Raw genomic sequence first — 18,945 nt, 5'->3', positions numbered from 1 at the left:
AGACGGAAAGCCGGAGGAAAACGACATGACCAAAACCGTTCGCCTGACGATGGCGCAGGCTGTGACCCGCTTTCTGTCCCGCCAGATGACCGAGATCGACGGCAAGAAGGTCCAGATCTTCGGCGGCGTCTGGGCGATCTTCGGCCACGGCAACGTCGCCGGCATCGGCGAGGCGCTCTATCAGGTGCGCGACGACCTGCCGACCTTCCGCGCCCACAACGAGCAGGCGATGGCGCATGCGGCGATCGCCTATGCCAAGGCCAATTTCCGCCGCCGCTTCATGGCGGCGACCTCTTCGATCGGCCCCGGCGCGCTCAACATGGTGACGGCGGCAGCACTTGCGCATGTAAACAGACTGCCCGTCCTGTTTCTGCCGGGCGATGTCTTCGCCAACCGCTTGCCCGATCCGGTGCTGCAGCAGGCCGAGGATTTTTCCGACGGCACCGCGACCGTCAACGACTGTTTTCGCGCCGTATCGCGCTATTTCGACCGTATCACCCGTCCCGAGCAGATCATCCCGGCGCTCAACCGCGCCATGCAGGTGCTGACCGATCCGGCCGAATGCGGGCCGGTGACGCTGTCGCTGTGCCAGGACGTGCAGGCCGAGGCCTATGATTATCCGGAAAACGTCTTTGCCGAGCGGGTGTGGACGCCGCGCAGGGTGCGCCCGGATCGCAACGAACTGGCAGCGGCGGTCGCGGCGCTCAAGGGCGCCAAAAAGCCGCTGGTGATCGCCGGCGGTGGCGTTCTCTATTCGCAGGCTTCCGGAGAATTGGCGAAGCTGGTGCAGGGCGCCGGCATTCCTGTCTGCGAGACCCAGGGCGGCAAATCCTCGCTGCCGGACGATCATCCGCTCAACATGGCGGCGGTCGGCGTCACCGGCACTTCGGCTGCCAACCGGCTGGCGGAAGAGGCCGACGTGGTGCTCGCCGTCGGCACCAGGCTGCAGGATTTCACCACCGGCTCCTGGGCGCTGTTCAAGAATTCTGGCCGGACCATCATCGGCCTGAACAGCCAGCCTTTCGATGCCGGCAAGCACTGGGCGCTGCCGCTGGTCGCCGACGCGGCGGAGGGGCTCTCCGAACTCACAGCCGCGCTGAAGGGCTGGAAGGCGCCTGCCGCCTGGACCGACAATGCGCTCAAGGGCAAGACGGACTGGCAGGGCGATGCCAGCAAGGTGACGGCCTCGACCAATGCCGCCTATCCGTCCGACGCGCAGGTGATCGGCGCCGTGCAGCGTACCCTGGGCTCCGGCGTGACCTTGTTGCATGCCGCCGGCGGTCTGCCCGGCGAGTTGCACAAGCTCTGGCAGGCCGGCGCGCCCGGCTCCTACCATGCCGAATACGGCTTCTCGACCATGGGCTACGAGATCGCCGGCGGGCTCGGCGTCAAGATGGCCAAGCCCGACGAGGAAGTCGTCATCATGATTGGCGACGGTTCCTATCTGATGCTCAATTCCGAAATCGCCACCTCGGTGATGCTTGGCCTCAAGCTCACCATCGTGCTGCTCGACAACCGCGGCTATGGCTGCATCAACCGGCTGCAGATGGCGACCGGCGGCGCCAACTTCAACAATCTGCTGAAGGACTCGCGCCACGAGATCCTGCCCGACATCGACTTCGCCGCGCACGCGGCAAGCCTCGGCGCCATCTCCGAGAAAGTGACCTCGATCGCCGGTCTTGAAACGGCGCTTGAGCAGGCGAAACAGAACAGCAGGACCACGGTGCTGGTCATCGACACCGATCCGCTGGTCTCGACCGATGCCGGCGGTCACTGGTGGGATGTCGCCGTGCCGGAAGTCTCGGCACGGCCGCAGGTGAACGCCGCGCGCAAGAAATACGAGGAAGCCCTGAGCGAACGGCAGGCTTGAGCCCGCCGTTCATAAACCCTGGGCCGCCCGCAACGATCTGACATTGGAGTGACGACTTGAAAGCCAAACTGGGCATGTCCCCCATCGCGTGGTGGAACGACGATCTTGCGGAACTGAGCGATGACGTGTCGCTGGAGGAATGTCTGCGCCAGTCCCGCTCGGCCGGCTTCACCGGCATGGAGATGGGCCGCCGCTTCCCCAACGACCCCAAGGTGATGCTGCCGATCCTGAAGGAAGCCGACGTCACGCTGTGCGGCGGCTGGTTCTCCGGCACGCTGGTCGACGAGGAAATGGCCAGGAACAAGGATCGCATCCAGCCGATGATCGATCTGTTCAAGGCCGTGAACGCGCCTTGCATCGTCTATGGCGAGGTCGGCCGTTCCATCCAGGGCGACCGCTCGAAGCCGCTCGCCACCAAGCCGAAACTTTCCGGCGACGAGATGAAGGCCTACGCCCGGCGCCTGACCGAATTCGGCGAATGGTGCGCCGAGCAAGGCATGCCGCTGTCCTACCATCATCATATGGCGGCGGTCGTCGAGACGGAGCCGGAGCTCGACGCGTTCATGCGCCATTCGGGCGAGGGCATTCCGCTGCTGCTCGACGCAGGTCATTTGGCCTTTGCCGGCGGCGACGTGCTGCGCGCCATCGACAACCACCACAAGCGCATCAACCACGTCCATGTGAAGGACGTGCGCATGGGCGTGATCGACAGTCTCGACCGCACCAGGCAATCCTTCCTCGATGCCGTGGCGCTTGGCGCCTTCACCGTGCCGGGCGACGGTTCGCTGGATTTCGGCGCTATCGTGCAAAGGCTGGCGGACCATGGCTATGAGGGCTGGTTTGTCGTCGAGGCCGAGCAGGATCCGAAGAAGAACCCGCCGCTTAAAATGGCACAGGTCGGCTACAAGGAGCTGATGCGGGTGATGACGGCGTCGGGCTACACGGTTGAAACGCAGGGCTTCCCCAACGCATGAACGCTGGATTTGCCGTGACCGGCGGCCTATCTGATGTCCGGTTGGTGAAACCCGGATTGGCCCGATGAAAGATTATGAGCACCCGTTCTTCCGGCCGCTTTGGCGGCGCGTCGCCATCGTCGCGGTCTGTCTCGTCTGGTCTGGGATCGAGTTCGCCTCCGGCACACCGTTCTGGGGCGTGATCGCGCTCGGTTTCGCCGGCTACGCCGTCTGGCAGTTCTTCTACCTCTACAAGCCGGCCGAAGAGGGCAAGGCACCGACCGAGCCCGAACCGAAGGAGTAACCCAGATGTCGAAGCTGCTCGTCAAAGCCAACAAGGGCCATGGCCGCGTCGCCCATGTCACGCCGAAAAATGCCGGCTGGACCTATGTCGGTTTCGATCTGCATCGGCTGAAGCCCGGCGAGAGCGCCTCGGGCCAGACCGCCGATCGTGAGGTCTGCCTGGTCTTCGTCACCGGCAAGGGCAAGGCGAGCGCCGGCGGCAAGGAACTTGGCCTGCTCGGCCAGCGCATGTCGCCTTTCGAGGGCAAGCCGTGGTCGGTCTACGTGCCCGAGGGTTCGGACTGGTCGGTGACCGCCGACACAGATCTCGAGCTTGCCGTCTGCTCGGCGCCCGGCTTGAGCGGTGACCTGCCCGTCCGTGTCATCGCGCCGGACGATCTTGGCCAAGAGGTGCGAGGCAAAGGCACCAACACGCGTTACGTCACCAACATCCTGCCGGAGGGCAAGCCGGCCGAACTCGCTGCTGGTGGTCGAGGTGATCACGCCCGGTGGCCACACCTCGAGCTATCCGCCGCATAAGCACGACCAGGACAATTTGCCGGCCGAGTCCTATCTCGAGGAGACCTATTACCACCGCCTCAACCCGCCGCAGGGCTTTGCCTTCCAGCGCGTCTACACCGATGCCGACAAGAATGGCGAGCGCGATCTGGACGAGGCGATGGCGATCGAGGACGGTGATGTCGTGCTGGTGCCCAAGGGTTATCATCCTTGCGCAGCCTGTCATGGCTACGACCTCTATTATCTCAACGTCATGGCCGGCCCGAAGCGCACGTGGAAGTTCCACAACGCGCCCGAGCACGAATGGTTGATGACGGCCTGACAGAGCATTTTGCAGCCGAGCGGCATCGCTGGGCTTGCTGAAATGCGGCCAAACGAAAGCCGGAATACATTTGGTTCGAAGGGGTCCCGGCTTGCTTTTCTGCTGAAGCTATTGGTCCAGCACGGAAAAATCGTCGGCTAAGGACTTGCCGTGTCGATTTGCCATCGAAAACCCTTCAAAGCTTCGTCAATCCGTCATGCAAATCGCCTATGGCAGCGGGGCCAGTGCATGTCGCCCAAAAGTGCGCAGCGGTTTTGGGACGACGACATGCCAAAAACCAAGACTTAAAGCGCGTCGCACCATCTCCTCAAACGCGTCGCGCTTTAACGAGGAATTTTCGATGCGCTACGCCATCTACTTCACCCCAGGACAGGACGAGCCGTTGGCGCGGATCGCCGCCAACTGGCTTGGCCGCGATCCGTTTGGCGCGGCGACGCGGCCGGTCGAGGCCGTGGGCGAATTGTCGGCGGCGGAAGTCGCCTTCCACACCGCCTCGGCGCGGCGCTACGGCTTCCATGCGACGCTGAAGGCGCCCTTCCGGCTGACCCCGAACGAGACGGAAGCCTCGCTTCGTGCGGCACTTGATGCTTTTGCCGAAGCGACGCCGGCAGTCACCATTCCGCGCCTGGTCGTCGGCCAGATCGACGGCTTCTTCGCGCTGGTTCCCGAGGCGCCGCTGGCGGCACTCAACCGCTTTGCCGACGACGTCGTGCTCGGCTTCGACCGTTTTCGCGCGCCGCTGACCGAGGCGGAAATCGAACGGCGCAGCCCGGATTCGCTGAAGCCCGCCGAATTCCGCAACCTCTGCCAGTGGGGCTACCCTTACGTCTTCGAGACCTTTCGCTTCCACATGACGCTGTCCGGCCGCGCCGCGTCACAGGAAAGCCCTCGTCTGCGCGCAGCAATCGACAGCCTGTTTGCGGAGGTGCTGCTGCGGCCGGTGCCGGTGGATGCGCTGACGCTGTTTGTCGAAACCGAACCGGGCGCGCCGTTCATGGTGCTTTCCCATCACGCGCTCGGGCGTCGCCCGGCCAGAAAAACTGCTTGAGATCAAGGACTGCCTGAAATGACCGCCGAGACCGTTCTTACCAACGCCCGCATCGTGCTTGCCGACGAGATCGTCGAGGGCTCGCTGGTGCTGCGCGACGGCCTGGTCGCCGCCATCGATACCGGCGCCGCCCGCACCAGCGAGGACATGGGCGGCGATTACATCATCCCCGGCCTGGTCGAGCTCCATACCGACCATCTCGAGGGTCACTACGCACCGCGGCCGAAAGTGCGCTGGAACCCGATCGCCGCCGTGCTTGCCCATGACGCGCAGGTGGCGACTGCCGGCATCACCACCGTGCTCGACGCCTTGCGTGTCGGCATGGACGAGGACGCCGACCTGACTTCCGCCGACATCCGCAAGCTGGCCGACGCGATCGAGGACAGCGTGCGCGAAGATCGGCTGCGGGCCGATCACTTCATCCATCTGCGCTGCGAGGTTTCAGCGCCCGATTGCCTCAGGGCCTTCGCCAATTTCGAAACCGATGAAAGGGTGAAGCTGGCATCGCTGATGGACCATGCGCCGGGCCAGCGCCAGTTCGTCAATCTCGAGACCTATGCTTATTACTACCAGCGCAAGCTGAAGCTGACGGATCGCGATTTCCGGAAATTCTGCGAAAAGCGCATGGCGGAATCAGCCATCAACTCGGGCCCCAACCGGGTCTTCATCGCCGCCGCCTGCCATGAGCGCGGCATCGTGCTGGCCAGCCACGACGACGCCACCTCGGGCCATGTCGACGAGGCGATTGAGCAGGGTGTGCGCGTCGCCGAATTCCCGACCACCGAGGAAGCGGCACGGGCCTCGAAAGCGGCCGGGCTCGGCGTGCTGATGGGCGCGCCCAACGTCATGCGCGGCGCCTCGCATTCCGGCAATGTCTCGGCCCGCACGCTCGCCGGTGACGGCCTGCTCGACATCCTGTCGTCGGACTACATTCCTTTCAGCCTTATCCAGTCGGCCTTCTTCCTCGGCGATGTCGTCGAGGGCATTTCGCTGCCGCAGGCGGTGGCTATGGTGTCGAAGAACCCCGCCGAGGCGGTCGGCCTCAGCGATCGCGGCGTCATCGAACAGGGCCGCCGCGCCGATCTGGTGCGCGTGCGCGTCGACGATCATGTGCCGGTCGTCCGCACCGTCTGGCGCCAGGGGCGCCGGGTCGCATGATGGTCTCGGCGTTGATCGAACGCGAACTGTCCACCAATACCTTTCCGATCCGCCACGGCGTCTTTGTCGCCGTGGTCGGGCCGAGCGGCGCCGGCAAGGACACGGTGATCGGCTATGCCAAGGCGCGTTTCGCCGACGAGAGCCGGCTGGAGTTCGTCCGCCGGGTCATCACAAGGCCGAGTGATGCGGCGAGCGAGGATCACGACTTGCTGGCCGACGCGGCCTTCGCCGAGGCCGAGGCCGACGGCGCCTTCGCCATAGCCTGGGAGGCGCATGGCCTGCGCTATGGCATCCCGGCCGATGTCGACTGGTCGGTCGCCAACGGCCAGGTCGCCGTCGCCAATGTCTCCCGCGCCATCATCCCGGCGCTGCGCGACCGCTACGCCAAGCTGGCCGTTGTCGAGATCACCGCGACGCCGGAAATCCTCGCCGAGCGGCTGGCCATGCGCGGCCGCGAATCGCGTGGCGAGGTGCTGGCCCGCTTGGCGCGCAGCACGTCCGTCGCGCTGTCCGGCCCCGATGTCACCTCGATCGACAACAGCGGCGCCCGCGAAGTGGCAGGCGAGCGCTTTGCCGAAGTGCTGCGCAAGGCGATGGCGTTCTCCGACCTGTCGAGCATGATCTAGAGCAATTCCAGGAAAAGTGCGCAGCGGTTTTCCGTCCGGAATTGCGTAAAAACAAATACTTAGAGCGGGTCGGCGATTCTACCAAAAGCTGAACCGCTCTAGGCTGCTTCTTACCTTCTCCCACAAGGGGAGAAGGGAGAGACGAGCAGCTATTCCGCCGGCGCGCCCGCCACGTTCTTGCGCGTGGCGTCGATCATCTGCCGCCGTGCCCGGAACACGCCCCATTGCTGGTCGACCAGCACGCCGATCAGGATCACTCCGCCCATCACCGCGAAATTGAGCGAGGACGGGATGCCGAGCAGATTGACCAGGTTCTGCAATTCCTGCAGCAGCACCGTGCCGAGGATGACGCCGATCAGCGAGCCTTCGCCGCCGCGCAGCGAGAAGCCGCCGAGCACGGCCGCGGCAATGGCGTAGAGCTCGTAGAACTGGCCGTGGCTGGCCGGCGAGATCGAGCGCGTGTACATGGCGAAATAGATCGCCGACAGCGCAGTCAGCACGCCGCAGATGACGTAGGCGGCCATCACCACGCGGCCTGTTCGGATGCCGGAATATTTCGCCGCTTCCTCGTTCTTGCCGATGGCGTAGAGATAGCGCCCGAACACCGAGCGGTGCAGCACCACCCACATCACGATGGAGATGATGATCAGCGCGATGAAGCTGTTCGGCACGCCATAGCTGCGGCCGGCGGTCAGGAATTCGAGATCCGGGAAATTCTGACCGAAGCCGAACCCCGCCGTGCCGTCGGCGGTGTAGAAGCGCGCCACGCCGCGATAGATGAGCAAGCCGCACAGCGTCACCACGAAGGGCTGCAGCTTCAGCCGCGTGATCAGCCAGCCATGCACAAGGCCGATGACGGCGCCGAGCGCGATGATCAGCACGAAGGCCAGCGGCCAATCCATCCCGCGCACGGCGATGAAGTCGATGAACAGCGTACCGAGCAGCGCAACCACTGAGCCAACCGAAAGTTCGATGCCGCCGGTGATGATGACAAAGGCCTGGCCGATCGACAGAATCCCGAACAGGCCGATCAGGTTCGAGGTGTTGGCAAGGTTGATCGGCAAGAGGAAGCGCGGATTGATGATCGCCACCACCGTTCCCACCACCAGGATCAGGATCAGCAGGCCGAGGTCTTTCTTGCTCATCGTCTTCTCCCCAATGCCTGCCTGAGCAGGTTCCGCCAAAGTGTTCCGCGGTTTTGCGACCAGAACCTGCGGCGAAACAAGATCTAGTTCGGCTTCTTGCCGACCGCGAGCAGCAGCACGTTTTCCTGGCTGAAATCGTCCTTGTCGAGAATGCCAGAGATCTGGCCCTCATGCATGACGGCGATGCGATCCGAGACGCCGATCACCTCCTCCATGTCGCTGGAGATCATCAGCACAGCGACCCCGGCATCGGCCAGCGCCCGCATCAGCCCGTAGATTTCCGCCTTGGCGCCGATGTCGATGCCGCGCGTCGGCTCGTCGAGGATCATCACTTTCGGGTTCATCGCCAGCCACTTGCCCAGCACCACCTTCTGCTGGTTGCCGCCCGACAGCGTGCCGGTGCGCGTCGCCACTGACGGCGCCTTGATGCCGAGATTTGTCTTCTGCTTCTCGGCGGTGGCGGCCTCGGCGCTAGTCGAGACCAGCGAGCGCTTCGCATGCGCCGGCAGATTGGGCAGCGAGATGTTCTGCGCTATCGAGAGGTCGAGCAGGATGCCGGTCAGCTTGCGGTCCTCGGGCACCAGGAAGATGCCGCTGGCCACCGCATCCGCGGCCGAGCCGAGCGCGAGTTCCTTGCTGTCAAGCTTGACGCTGCCGCCGAAACGCTCATCGATGCCGAACAGCACCCGCGCCAGCTCGGTGCGGCCGGAGCCGACCAGGCCGGCCAGGCCGAGGATCTCGCCATGCCGGACGTCGAGATCGACCGGCCGGTCGGGATAGGCGCTGGTGCGCACCGCCTTGGCCGAAAGCGCTACGCCGCCCGGCGCGTGCGCCGATTCCGCGGCCTTCTCCCGTTCCTTCAGCATGCGGCCGATCATCAGCTTGACCATCTGGTCATGGTTGATGGCGCTTTTCGGCAATGTGCCGGCCAGCATGCCGTCCCTCAGCACCACGACGCGGTCGGCGACCCGCTCGACCTCATGCAGGCGGTGCGAGATGAAGATGACGCTGATGCCTTCCGCCTTCAGCGCCTTGATGACATCGAGCAATTTGTCGGTTTCGGCGAGCGGCAGGCTGGATGTAGGCTCGTCGAGGATCACCAGCCGCGCCTTGATCGACAGCGCCTTGGCGATCTCGACCATCTGCTGCTGGGCGAGCGACAGCGAGGCCACCGGCGCGTCGGCCGAGAAATTGGCGCCGACCCGCTTCAGCAGCGGCGCCACCATGATGCGCAGTTTGGTGCGGTCGACCAGCCTCAGCGGCCCGGCGCGGAGCGGCTCGCGGCCAAAGAAGATGTTGGCGGCAACGTCGAGGTTTTCGAACAGATTGAGTTCCTGGTGGACGAAGGCGATGCCGGAGCCGAGACTGGCTTCGACGGTGAGCCCGTCATGCGCGACGCCGTCAACGGTGATGGTGCCGGTGTCCGGCCGGGTCACGCCGCCGAGGATCTTCATCAGCGTCGACTTGCCGGCGCCGTTTTCGCCGACAAGGCCGATCACTTCGCCCGGCCTCACCTCCATCGAGAACCCGTCCAGCGCGACCACGCCGGGATAGGTCTTGCGCACGCCCTCCAGGCTCAGAAACGGAGCGACAGTCGATGCAACGATGGATGTGTCGGAATAATTCATCACGCCTGACAGCAGCCGGTGAGCCCCGGAACGACCCCTTCAGCAGACTGACGGGCCCGCGAAGGCCCGTCAATACGAACGCCGGCTCAAGGCATACCCTTGAGCCGGCGCAACTGTTCTCGCCTTAGTTTCCGGACATCGCCTTGAGATCGGCGGCGTAGGCGTCGACATCGTCCTTGCCGATGATCTTGGTCGGGATGATGATCAGGCCATCGGCCGGAACGCCCGACTTGTCGCCCTTGAGATAGGCGGCCATCAGCTTCATGCCCTGATAGGCCCATTCGAAGGGCTGCTGCACGACGGTGGCCGCCACGGTGCCTTCCTTGACGCCGCCCAGCGTGATCGGATCGTCGTCGAAGCCAACGACGGTGATCTGGCCGAGCTTGCCGGCATCGCGCAGCGCTTCATAGATGCGCGGTGTGTTGTAGGAGTAGAAGCCGACCATGCAGGTCACGTCGGGGCTGGCAACCAGCGCGTCCTCGACATTCTTCTTGGCGCGGGCCTGATCGATATCGTCGCCGCGCACGTCGATCAGCTCGATCTTGGTGCCGGCGAGCCCGTCCTTCATGCCCTGGATGCGTTCCTTGGCATTGTCGGCGCCGAGCAGGCCAACGAAGCCCAGGCACTTGCCGCCGTTTGGCATCGCCTTCTTGGCGATCTCGGCCGCCTGCTTGCCGGCATCGACATTGGACGAGCCGATATAGGCAACACGCTTGGTCTGCGGGGCATCGCTGTCGGTGGTGAACAGCGCCGTTTCCGACGCGATCTTGTTCAACCCGTCGGTCGAGGTCTTGGGGTCGACGGCCGACACCATGATCGCCTTGACACCGGCGGTCACCAAATCGTCCATCAGCCGCTGCTGGATGGCGACCGATGACTGCTCGGGATATTTAAGCTCGAGATTGTAGTCGGGCAGTTCGCCCTGCGCCTTCTTCACGCCGGCTTCGGCCGCCTTCCAGAAGTCGGACGCGCCGTTGACGACGAAGGCCAGCGTCGGCTTGTCGTCGGCACGCGCGAATGCACTCACCGACAGGCCGAGAGCCAAGGCCGCGGCGGCGATGGATGCAGTACGGATCACAGATTTCATGGTTCAACCTCCCTTTTGAAACTCATCGCTGATGTCTCGGCTGCGGCCCGGACGCCCTCCTCCTCAAGGGTCTGCCCAAAGGTCTGGCAACTGAAGAACGGCGCCAATCCAGCCGCGACCGAAACACTAGACACTCATTTGTCGTTCGTAAATAGTCCGATTTGTCTGACATTTTCGTGAGTGCGTGGCGGGCCTTTTCCGGTGGCAATCCGGACCGGTGGTGCGCCACGCATCGGGTCTCGTCGGCACCGGTCCGAGCTCGGATCGGTCACGACGAGTTGACAGTAGAACGCTTACGACTATTAGTAAATAGTATTAGTCATGGTGTTGGAAAGGGCGCGCCGCGGGGCGGAGGAGGCCGGTACCGCGGGGAACATCAGGGAGGAAGGACGGCGGCGGCGCCATGGCTGCTGTTGCGGCGAAAAGCTTGAGGAAATCACCGGTTTTGCGGCCTCGACCAGTTGTTTTCGTCGCCATGCGGCGCTACTGGCGCAGAACGCCTCGCGTATGATAATAGTTATAAATAGCGCGCATCTCCGATTAACGCGCCGGATTGAAACCGCCTTGCCGTCGATGCCGGCCTAACGGGGCCGGATTTTGGGAAACGATGCCGACATGAGCGAACCGACGGAACTGCGCGATCCCCCGGAGGGCTCCAGGCGTCGCAAGCCGTCCGCCAGAGCTCCCAAGGGGCGCGTCACCATGACCGACATCGCGAGAGCCGCCGGCTGTTCGCAGGCGACGGTGTCCTTCGTGCTCAACAATTCGCCCGGCATCCGGCTGTCGCAGCAGACCCGCGACCGCGTCATCGAGGCGGCGCGGACGCTCGGCTATGCCGCGCCGGCCTTCTCCGCCTTGCGCCCGCCGGTGACGTCCTTCGAAGGGCTGGACGGCGTCATTGGCTTCGCCGTCGACCAACTCGCCACCAGCCCCGAGGCGGTGGTCGCCATCGAAGGCGCGCGTCAGGCCTCGTGGAATGCCGGCAACGTGCTCCTGGTGGCGCAGACCATGGGCGATGCCGTCATGGAGCCGAGGGCGATCCAGGCCCTCACCAGGCGCGGCATCTCGGCGCTGATCTACATGACCATCTTCACCCGGGAGATCACGGCGCCCGACTTCCTCTACAGCCTCGACATCCCGGTCATCTTGCTCAACTGCTATACGGCGGACTATGCCTTCCCCGCCGTGGTGCCTTCCGAGATCGCCGGCGGCCAGAGCTCCACCCGCCATCTGATCGGCCATGGCCACCGCCGCATCGCCACCATCACCGGCGAGCCCTGGATGCAGGCCGCGCAGGACCGGCTGAAGGGCTACCGCCGCGCGCTGGCAACGGCCGACATTCCCTTCGATCCGGAACTGGTGGTCGAAGGCGACTGGTCGGCCAGCGCCGGCTATGCCGCGACCGTCAAGCTGCTGGCGCTGAAAGACCGCCCAACCGCCATCTTCTGCCAGAACGACCGCACGGCCATCGGCTGCTACGAGGCGCTGAAGGAGGCCGGCCTGCATATTCCGCAGGACATTTCCGTGGTCGGCTATGACGACGAGGAGATCGCCCGCCACCTCTTCCCGCCGCTGACCACATCGATCCTGCCGCATATGGCCATGGGCCAATGGGCGATCGAGCAGCTGGAAGTGCCGCCTGCGCCCGGACGAGGGCGCTATCCGATCACCAAGCTGGAATGTCCGCTGGTGGAGCGGGAGTCGGTGGGGTCCGTGGCGTCCGCATGATTCCGATGACCCGACCCCATCGCAGGCCTATGCTGGGATTGCGTGCGATCCTCCCTTGGATACCGGAAAGACGCTCATGTGGCCGAACCGTCGTTTATACGATCTGCTGAAGATCGAGCATCCGATCATCCAGGCGCCGATGGCTGGGTCGGCGACGCCCGAGCTCGCCGCGGCCGTTAGCAATGCCGGCGGCTTGGGATCGCTCGGCTGCGCATGGATGCTGCCGGATGGTCTGCATGAAGCGGTTCGCAAGCTCAGAGCGGCGACTAATCGTCCGTTCAACCTCAATTTCTTCGCCCATCCGCAACCCCGCACGAGCGATGCCGTCCTGGCGCAGACCATCGACAGGCTGCGCCCTTACTACGAGGAGCTTTCCCTCGGCGCGCCGCCGGCAAGGCTGCCGTCGCTGGGGCTGGGTTTCGACGACGCCAGGCTCGAACTCGTGCTTGAGGTCCGCCCACCTGTCGTCAGTTTCCACTTTGGCATACCGGACGCTACAGCAATTGCCAGGCTGAGGCAGGCCGGGATCGTAGTATTGAGCACCGCGACGAACGTCGCCGAGGCGCACAAGCTTGCCAAAGGCGGAGTCGACGCGGTTATCGCCCAGGGATGGGAGGCAGGAGGGCATCGCGGCTCTCACGTTCCGACCGATCCAGGTGACGGCGTGGGAACGATGGCGCTGGTTCCCCAAATCGTGGATGCCATCGATCTCCCGGTCATTGCCGCGGGAGGCATTGCCGACGGCCGAGGCATAGCGGCTGCTTTTGCCCTTGGCGCCAGCGGCGTGCAGATCGGCACCGGTTTCCTGTCCTGTGACGAGGCCGGCACGGATGCGCCGCGTCGCGCCCTTATCCGCTCCGCGACCGACATGGATACGATGGTCAGCAATGCCTTTTCCGGTCGGGCGGCACGGGCGAGGCGCACGCGCTACGCCCTGGAGATGGAAGAGAGCCGAACGCGCCTGCCGGATTTTCCTCAGATGTATGTGCTCAGTGCGCCGCTCGGCGATGCCGGGCACGCAAAGGGGAAGGGAGATTTCGATTGTCACCTGTACGGGCAAGCGGCCGCGCTGAACAGGGAGCTTCCGGCAGGGCAGCTGATGCGCATGCTTGTCGCCGAAACCAAAGCGATATTCGACGCCCTGTCGGCATAGTGTGGCGACAGGCGGCGCGCCCTACCCGCCGACCATCAGCTTGACGACTTCGTCGTGGTTGGTTTCCGAGATGTTGCGCTCGCCGGCCTGGACGCCGCGCCTGAGCACGACGATGCGGTCGGACACGGCGAAGATGTCCTGCAGATTGTGCGAAATGAAGATCACGCCACGGCCTTGCGCCTTGAGCTGGTGGATCAGCGAAATGACCTTGCGCTGCTCGGGCACGCCAAGTGCGGCGGTCGGTTCGTCCATGATCAGGATCTGGGCGTCCCAATAGACGGCGCGGCCGATGGCAACCGCCTGGCGTTGGCCGCCGGAGAAATTGCTGACCGGGGCATCGAGCCGGCTGACATGGAAATCCAGCCGCCCCATGGTCTGCTTGGCGGCAACCGCCATCGCCTTGCGGTCCAGCACCGGCAAGAAGCCGAAGGCTTTGCGCATCGGTTCGCGTCCCAGGAAGATGTTGGAGCCGATCGACAGGTTGTCGGCCAGCGCCAGGTCCTGGTAGATGGTCTCGATGCCCTTTTCGCGCGCCTCCTGCGGCGTCGAAAAGCTCACCGGCTGACCCCTGAGCAGGATCTCGCCGCCGGTCGGCTGGAAGACGCCTGAAATCGCCTTGATCAGCGTTGTCTTGCCGGCGCCGTTGTCGCCGGCAAGCGCCACCACTTCGCCCGGCCGCACGGCCATGGAGAAGTCGTTGAGCGCACGCACCGCGCCAAAATGCTTGGAAAGGTTGCGGACCTCCAGCAGGGGGGTCTGTTCTTGGTTATTCATCCTGGCGGGCTCCACTGAACCGGCGTTGCGCCTGGTCGATAAGGACGGAAATGATGATGACGACGCCGACGGCGATGAACTGCCAGAACGGCTCGACATTGACGAAGACCAGCCCGTACTGGATGACCGCGATGACCAGCGCGCCGGCGACCGTGCCGAAGATGGTGCCGGAGCCGCCGAACAGGCTGGCGCCGCCGATGACGACGGCGGCGACGCTGTCGAGCAGCAGCGGCTCGCCGGCCTGGGCCGCGCCCGCGGTGAAGCGCGCCGCATAGAGCGCGCCGCCGAGGCCGGCGCACATCGCCGACAGCACATAGAGGCGCAGTATGTGGTCCTTGATGTCGATGCCGGCGCGCCGCGCCGCCTGCACATTGGCGCCAATGGCGTAATTGTGCTGGCCGAACCGGGTCTGGCTCAGGATGTAGTGCATCACCACGACGAAGATTGCGGTGATGATGACGAGATAGGGCACGCCGTAGAGCCGGCCATTGCCGAGCAGCGCGAACCAGGAATTCTGTACCGGCACGGTGGTGCCGCCGGCGAGCAGGAAGGCCGCACCCCGCGCCACGCCGAACATGCCGAGCGTGCCGATGAAGGGCGGGATCCTCAGGCGCGAGATCAACAGGCCGTTGATGACGCCAGGCACGCCGGCGACGAGTACGGCAGCGAGAATGCCGGCCAGCATGGCCAGCGGCAAGGGAATGGCGGCTCCGGCCATGTTCGTGGCATGGGCCGCGACGACGGCCGCAAGGCCCATGATGAAGCCGAGCGAGAGGTCGATGCCTCCCGAAATGATGACGAATGTCTGGCCGGTCGCCAGCAGCAGCGGCGCCACGGCAAAGATCGCGATGGACTGCACGTTGAACGGGTTGAGCACGAAGGTGGCGCCGAAGGCAAGCCGCGACCAGACCTCGAAACAGATGATCAGGCCGGCGAGGAACAGCCAGGCACGTCCATCGGCGATACGTGCGATCAGGCTTCTTGCGGGATCACCGTGGTCCGCCTGGGGGGCAACATGCTTTTCGCCGGTTGATGATGTTGAGGTCATGAATGGTTCCGATCCGCGGTGCGGCCTTCTTCGAACAGTCCCAGGACCCGGTCCCCTCCCGGCAAGCCGGAAGGAGACCGGACCGGTCAGGACTCATTCGGAGTAGAGGTACTTCGAGATGTTCGGGTCGGCGATGTTGGACTTGTCCATGATCGTGAAGCCGGTGCCGATCGCAACCGGGATCGAATGGCCGGTCAGGTGGGCATAGGCCGAAACGACGCCGAAATAGCCGATCTCGGCCGGATGCTGGGCAATCGCCACGTCGACCAGGCCGGTGTTGATGTTGTCGACGATGCTGACCGGCGCATCGAACGCCACCACCTTGATGGTGCCGCTCTGCCCGGCCTGCTTGACGCCGTTGGCCGCACCCAGGGCGGAGAACAGATTGGCACCGAACACGCCGACGAGGTCGGGGTTGCGCGCGAACACGGCCTGCAGTTGCGAAGCCGCCTTGTTGGCGTCGTCATCGTTGAACTGGGTTTCCAGCACGGTGATGCCCGGATGCTTGGCCATCTCCTTCTTGAAGCCTTCTTCGCGCTGGTCGGTGGTCGAGATGCCGGGCTTGACGTTCGAGACGTAGACCTTGCCCTTGTCGCCAATGGACGTCGCCAGTGCCCGCGCAGCGATCTCGCCGCCGAGGATGTTGTCCGACGCGATGTAGGAGAGCGGGAAGTCCGCATCGCCGGCGCCGGTCTGGTAGACGCCGCTGCCGATGAAGGTGTCGACGGTGATCACCGGAATGCCAGCATCGCTGGCCTTGCGCAGCGGCTCGACCAATTGAACCTTGTCGGTCGGCGCGATCAGGATCGCGTCCGGCTTTTTGGCGATGACCGCGTCGAGCACGGGAACCTGCGTCACCGGGTTGAAATCCGAAGCGCCCTGGAAAACCAGGGTGACGCCGAGCGCATCGGCAGCCGCCTGGGCGCCCTTGCGCATGGTGATGTAGAAACCGTCGGTGGTCAGGCCAGGAATCAGCGCAATGGTGTACTTCTTGTCCTGCGCCGACGCAGGCGCGATCAGCGCCGATGCCGAGATGGCGAGCGCCGCGAGCGCGGCAACGATCTTCTTCATGAATTCCTCCTCATGGTGTTGGCAGATATGCTGTGGACACTGGAATGGCCGTCGATCTCGGATCGGGACCATGGCGTCGGCCGAAAAACGGATTTCGCCTGCCTGGCTGTTGCGGGCGGCTTTCCTCCCAAGCGCCCCTGTCGTCAGTCCAGCCAGTCGAAACCGGCCATTGTGATGTCAGCGGTCTCGTTCCCTGCCTCCGCAAGGTTGACAAAACCGCGCCGCCCGGCACGCATTCGTACCGAGTTCGCGTTGTTGTAACACTTTGCTGAAATAAATTGCAAGCGGGTGTTTGGGGGGCCGAACCGCCGCCATTTCAAAACCGGACATCGCCTGTTCGCTCCGCAGAGCCCCGCACGGGAACTATCGCGCCAACGTCGCGACGGCACAACGGGTGATTTCGATGGCCGACGCTATCGGGGCAGGAGCACTTCGAGGATGGCCTGCGCCGTCTTGGTGTCGGTGATGAGAGCATTGATCAGCTTGGCGCGCGCGGCGCCGATGATGGCCGTTGCTTTCTCCGGTCCGGCGGCGACGCCGATCACCAGTGGAACGGCGCGAAGCTGGGCCGGCGACATGGCGATCATCCGGCTTTCCCCTTCCCAGGAGATCAGCGTGCCTTCGGCATCGAAATAGTGGCGAAGGACGTCTCCGGCCGCCTGGAACAGCGCCTGCTCGCTCAGCGTCGCCGCACTTGCCTCCGGCGGGTTGATGGCATGCGGCAGGCCGATGCCGACGATCGCAACGTCGGTCCGGTCCCAGAGTGCCACGCTGTCGCTGATCGCCGCATCGCCAAGGAAGACATTGCGCAGTTCGGTCGACGGCAGATAGGGCGCATGGATGAAATGCGGTGTCCCGCCGAACTCCTCGGCGGCCAGCCGCACGAACTCGTTGATCTGGAAATGCGCCGCCTGCTGCTGCATGCCACCAGTGGCGGCGACGGTGAGCACGCCGGGAATGCGCGGCAAGCCGGCGCGGATAACCTCGCGGATGGCGCGCCCCCAGCCGATGGCCACCACCGAGCCGGCCGAAAGCTCCGCTTGCCTGAGCAGGCCGCCCAGCGGTGCTGCTAGCGCCGTCAGCACGCCGGCTGCCGGCGTCTCGACAACGGCCGCGTCGCGCAGCCCCAGCCCCTCGATCAGCTGCGCGGTGACAGCTTCGGGCGTGACGATATCGAGCACCTCGATGCGCACGATGCCCTCTGCCCGCGCCCGCTGCAGCAGGCGCGATATGGTGGCGGTCGAGACCCCCAGCCGCCGCGCGATATCGACCTGCGACATCTCCGCCTCGTAGTGCAGCTTGGCGACCGTATGCAGCATCGTGCGCGATGCGGTCGCATCCTGGATGGGAGGAACAGACAGCTTGCAATTCCTTTCAGCAATGTGTTACAGACCTGCCGACCACGGGAGTTATCGCCCAAATTTGGCAAAGCCGCAACTTGGGCTCGCTTCCATATCGCGTCCCGAGGGCGCCAGGATCGGACAAAAGACCATGACCAGGATGACCACCGCGGAGCTGCGCGGCTACCAGCAGATATGCGGCAGGGACGGGGCGATGATGGCCATCGCCTGCGACCAGCGCGGCGGCATGCGCACCTTGCTGGCGTCGGATCCGGAACAGCAGGCCAGGATCACCAACGACATGCTGGGCGACACCAAGGCCGACATCACGCGCTACCTCGCCAGCGAGGCCTCCTGCGTGCTGCTCGACCCACTCTGCGCGGTGCCGCGCGTCGTCGATGAAGGCGTGCTGAACCGCGACACCGCACTGCTCATCGGCCTCGACGCTTCGGGTTTCGACGTCTCGCCCGCCGGCTACCGCCTGTCGCGCCTCGTTCCCAGCATCAACGCGCGCCGCGTCCGCGAGCTTGGCGGCACCGGCGGCAAGATCATGGTCTATCTGCGGGCCGACAGACCGGAGGCGAACGAGCACAACATCGCCATCCTCAACCAGTGCATCGCCGACTTCGCGCAGGAGGACCTTCTGCTCGTCGTCGAGTTCCTGACCTATCAGCTCGAGGGCGAAAGCGCCGAGGACTACATCGCCAAGATCCCATCGCTGATCGAAGAGGGCACGCGGATCTCGCTGCAGTGCGGAGCCAAGGTGCTCAAGCTTCCCTATCCCGGCACGCCGGACGCCTGCGCCCGGATCACCAGGCTGGCCGGTGACGTGCCGTGGGCGGTGCTGTCGGCGGGCGTCAACCATTCGACCTTCCTCGGCCAGGTCGAGATCGCCATGATGAACGGTGCGTCGGGCGTCATCGCCGGCCGCTCGCTGTGGAAGGACTGCATCTCACTCGACCGTGACGTCCAGCGTGAGAAGTTGAGGACCATCGCCGTGTCGAGACTGCGCGAGATCCAGGCGGTGATAGGCAACTACCGGCGCAAAGCCGCCTAGGTGTTGTCGAAATTCAGGTGAGGTCGGCCTGCGAATGGTGGTTTCCCGCGCTTCCGGTGCTCACGTACTATAAGTACGCTCCGCTCCGGTTCTCGGAAGCCACCATTTTCGACTCGGCCTGACCTGAATCTCAACA

16 protein-coding genes and 1 pseudogene are annotated in these 18,945 nt (G+C 64.6%); 10 read left to right on the top strand and 7 right to left on the bottom strand.

The window, feature by feature from the left end:
* Positions 1-25: 25 nt before the first annotated feature.
* The 7 genes and pseudogenes from iolD (at position 26) to phnN (ending at position 6,778) form a co-directional block, all read left to right on the top strand.
* The gene (iolD, locus tag AC1RUK_RS26830) at positions 26-1,870 is read left to right on the top strand and encodes a 3D-(3,5/4)-trihydroxycyclohexane-1,2-dione acylhydrolase (decyclizing) (RefSeq protein WP_481838219.1); all 1,845 of its coding nucleotides are present in this window, start codon (positions 26-28) and stop codon (positions 1,868-1,870) included.
* A 56-nt stretch (positions 1,871-1,926) separates the two neighbouring features.
* On the top strand, positions 1,927-2,844 hold the full coding sequence (iolE, locus tag AC1RUK_RS26825; protein WP_481838220.1) for a myo-inosose-2 dehydratase: 918 nt from the start codon (positions 1,927-1,929) through the stop codon (positions 2,842-2,844).
* Positions 2,845-2,908: 64 nt separating this feature from the next.
* The gene (locus AC1RUK_RS26820) at positions 2,909-3,127 is read left to right on the top strand and encodes a DUF3329 domain-containing protein (protein ID WP_481838221.1); all 219 of its coding nucleotides are present in this window, start codon (positions 2,909-2,911) and stop codon (positions 3,125-3,127) included.
* 5 nt (positions 3,128-3,132) lie between these two features.
* Positions 3,133-3,946, top strand: a pseudogene (iolB, locus tag AC1RUK_RS26815) (5-deoxy-glucuronate isomerase).
* Positions 3,947-4,286: 340 nt separating this feature from the next.
* The gene (locus AC1RUK_RS26810; protein WP_481838222.1) at positions 4,287-4,994 is read left to right on the top strand and encodes a DUF1045 domain-containing protein; all 708 of its coding nucleotides are present in this window, start codon (positions 4,287-4,289) and stop codon (positions 4,992-4,994) included.
* An 18-nt stretch (positions 4,995-5,012) separates the two neighbouring features.
* Positions 5,013-6,152, top strand: coding sequence for an alpha-D-ribose 1-methylphosphonate 5-triphosphate diphosphatase (locus AC1RUK_RS26805; RefSeq protein WP_481838223.1), 1,140 nt, complete (start codon positions 5,013-5,015; stop codon positions 6,150-6,152).
* Entirely contained in the window at positions 6,149-6,778 is a 630-nt protein-coding gene (gene phnN, locus AC1RUK_RS26800; protein ID WP_481840137.1) for a phosphonate metabolism protein/1,5-bisphosphokinase (PRPP-forming) PhnN, read from the top strand. The genes AC1RUK_RS26805 and phnN overlap by 4 nt, the downstream gene beginning before the upstream one ends.
* A gap of 149 nt (positions 6,779-6,927) precedes the next feature.
* Here phnN and AC1RUK_RS26795 read toward each other — a convergent pair whose 3' ends face one another.
* From AC1RUK_RS26795 to AC1RUK_RS26785, 3 genes are all read right to left on the bottom strand, one after another.
* Positions 6,928-7,923, bottom strand: a complete 996-nt coding sequence (locus tag AC1RUK_RS26795; RefSeq protein WP_481838225.1) for an ABC transporter permease — start codon at positions 7,921-7,923, stop codon at positions 6,928-6,930.
* Between the two features lie 83 nt (positions 7,924-8,006).
* Entirely contained in the window at positions 8,007-9,551 is a 1,545-nt protein-coding gene (locus AC1RUK_RS26790; RefSeq protein ID WP_481839384.1) for a sugar ABC transporter ATP-binding protein, read from the bottom strand.
* Positions 9,552-9,675: 124 nt separating this feature from the next.
* On the bottom strand, positions 9,676-10,638 hold the full coding sequence (locus AC1RUK_RS26785; protein ID WP_481838226.1) for a sugar-binding protein: 963 nt from the start codon (positions 10,636-10,638) through the stop codon (positions 9,676-9,678).
* Between the two features lie 615 nt (positions 10,639-11,253).
* Between AC1RUK_RS26785 and AC1RUK_RS26780 the strand changes: the two genes are divergently transcribed.
* Both AC1RUK_RS26780 and AC1RUK_RS26775 read left to right on the top strand, forming a co-directional pair.
* On the top strand, positions 11,254-12,366 hold the full coding sequence (locus AC1RUK_RS26780; RefSeq protein WP_481838227.1) for a LacI family DNA-binding transcriptional regulator: 1,113 nt from the start codon (positions 11,254-11,256) through the stop codon (positions 12,364-12,366).
* A gap of 76 nt (positions 12,367-12,442) precedes the next feature.
* A complete protein-coding gene (locus AC1RUK_RS26775; protein ID WP_481838228.1) occupies positions 12,443-13,519 on the top strand; it encodes an NAD(P)H-dependent flavin oxidoreductase in 1,077 nt (358 codons plus the stop codon).
* Positions 13,520-13,540: 21 nt separating this feature from the next.
* Here the strand turns inward: AC1RUK_RS26775 and AC1RUK_RS26770 are convergent, their stop codons facing one another.
* The 4 genes from AC1RUK_RS26770 to AC1RUK_RS26755 form a co-directional block, all read right to left on the bottom strand.
* Positions 13,541-14,293, bottom strand: a complete 753-nt coding sequence (locus AC1RUK_RS26770) for an ATP-binding cassette domain-containing protein (RefSeq protein ID WP_481838229.1) — start codon at positions 14,291-14,293, stop codon at positions 13,541-13,543.
* Complete coding sequence (locus tag AC1RUK_RS26765; RefSeq protein ID WP_481838230.1) at positions 14,286-15,341, bottom strand: ABC transporter permease subunit; 1,056 nt, start codon at positions 15,339-15,341, stop codon at positions 14,286-14,288. The genes AC1RUK_RS26770 and AC1RUK_RS26765 overlap by 8 nt, the downstream gene beginning before the upstream one ends.
* Positions 15,342-15,434: 93 nt before the next feature.
* Positions 15,435-16,412 (bottom strand): ABC transporter substrate-binding protein, encoded by a 978-nt coding sequence (locus AC1RUK_RS26760; RefSeq protein WP_481838231.1) that lies wholly within the window; start codon positions 16,410-16,412, stop codon positions 15,435-15,437.
* Between the two features lie 413 nt (positions 16,413-16,825).
* On the bottom strand, positions 16,826-17,731 hold the full coding sequence (locus AC1RUK_RS26755) for a sugar-binding transcriptional regulator (protein WP_481838232.1): 906 nt from the start codon (positions 17,729-17,731) through the stop codon (positions 16,826-16,828).
* A gap of 172 nt (positions 17,732-17,903) precedes the next feature.
* Here AC1RUK_RS26755 and AC1RUK_RS26750 point away from each other — a divergent pair, with 172 nt between their 5' ends.
* Complete coding sequence (locus AC1RUK_RS26750; protein ID WP_481838233.1) at positions 17,904-18,809, top strand: tagatose-bisphosphate aldolase; 906 nt, start codon at positions 17,904-17,906, stop codon at positions 18,807-18,809.
* Positions 18,810-18,945: the final 136 nt, after the last annotated feature.

This window comes from Mesorhizobium monacense (assembly GCF_056781675.1).
The sequence above is the reverse complement of the archived record's forward strand: the minus strand, read 5'-3'. Positions and strand labels throughout refer to the sequence as shown.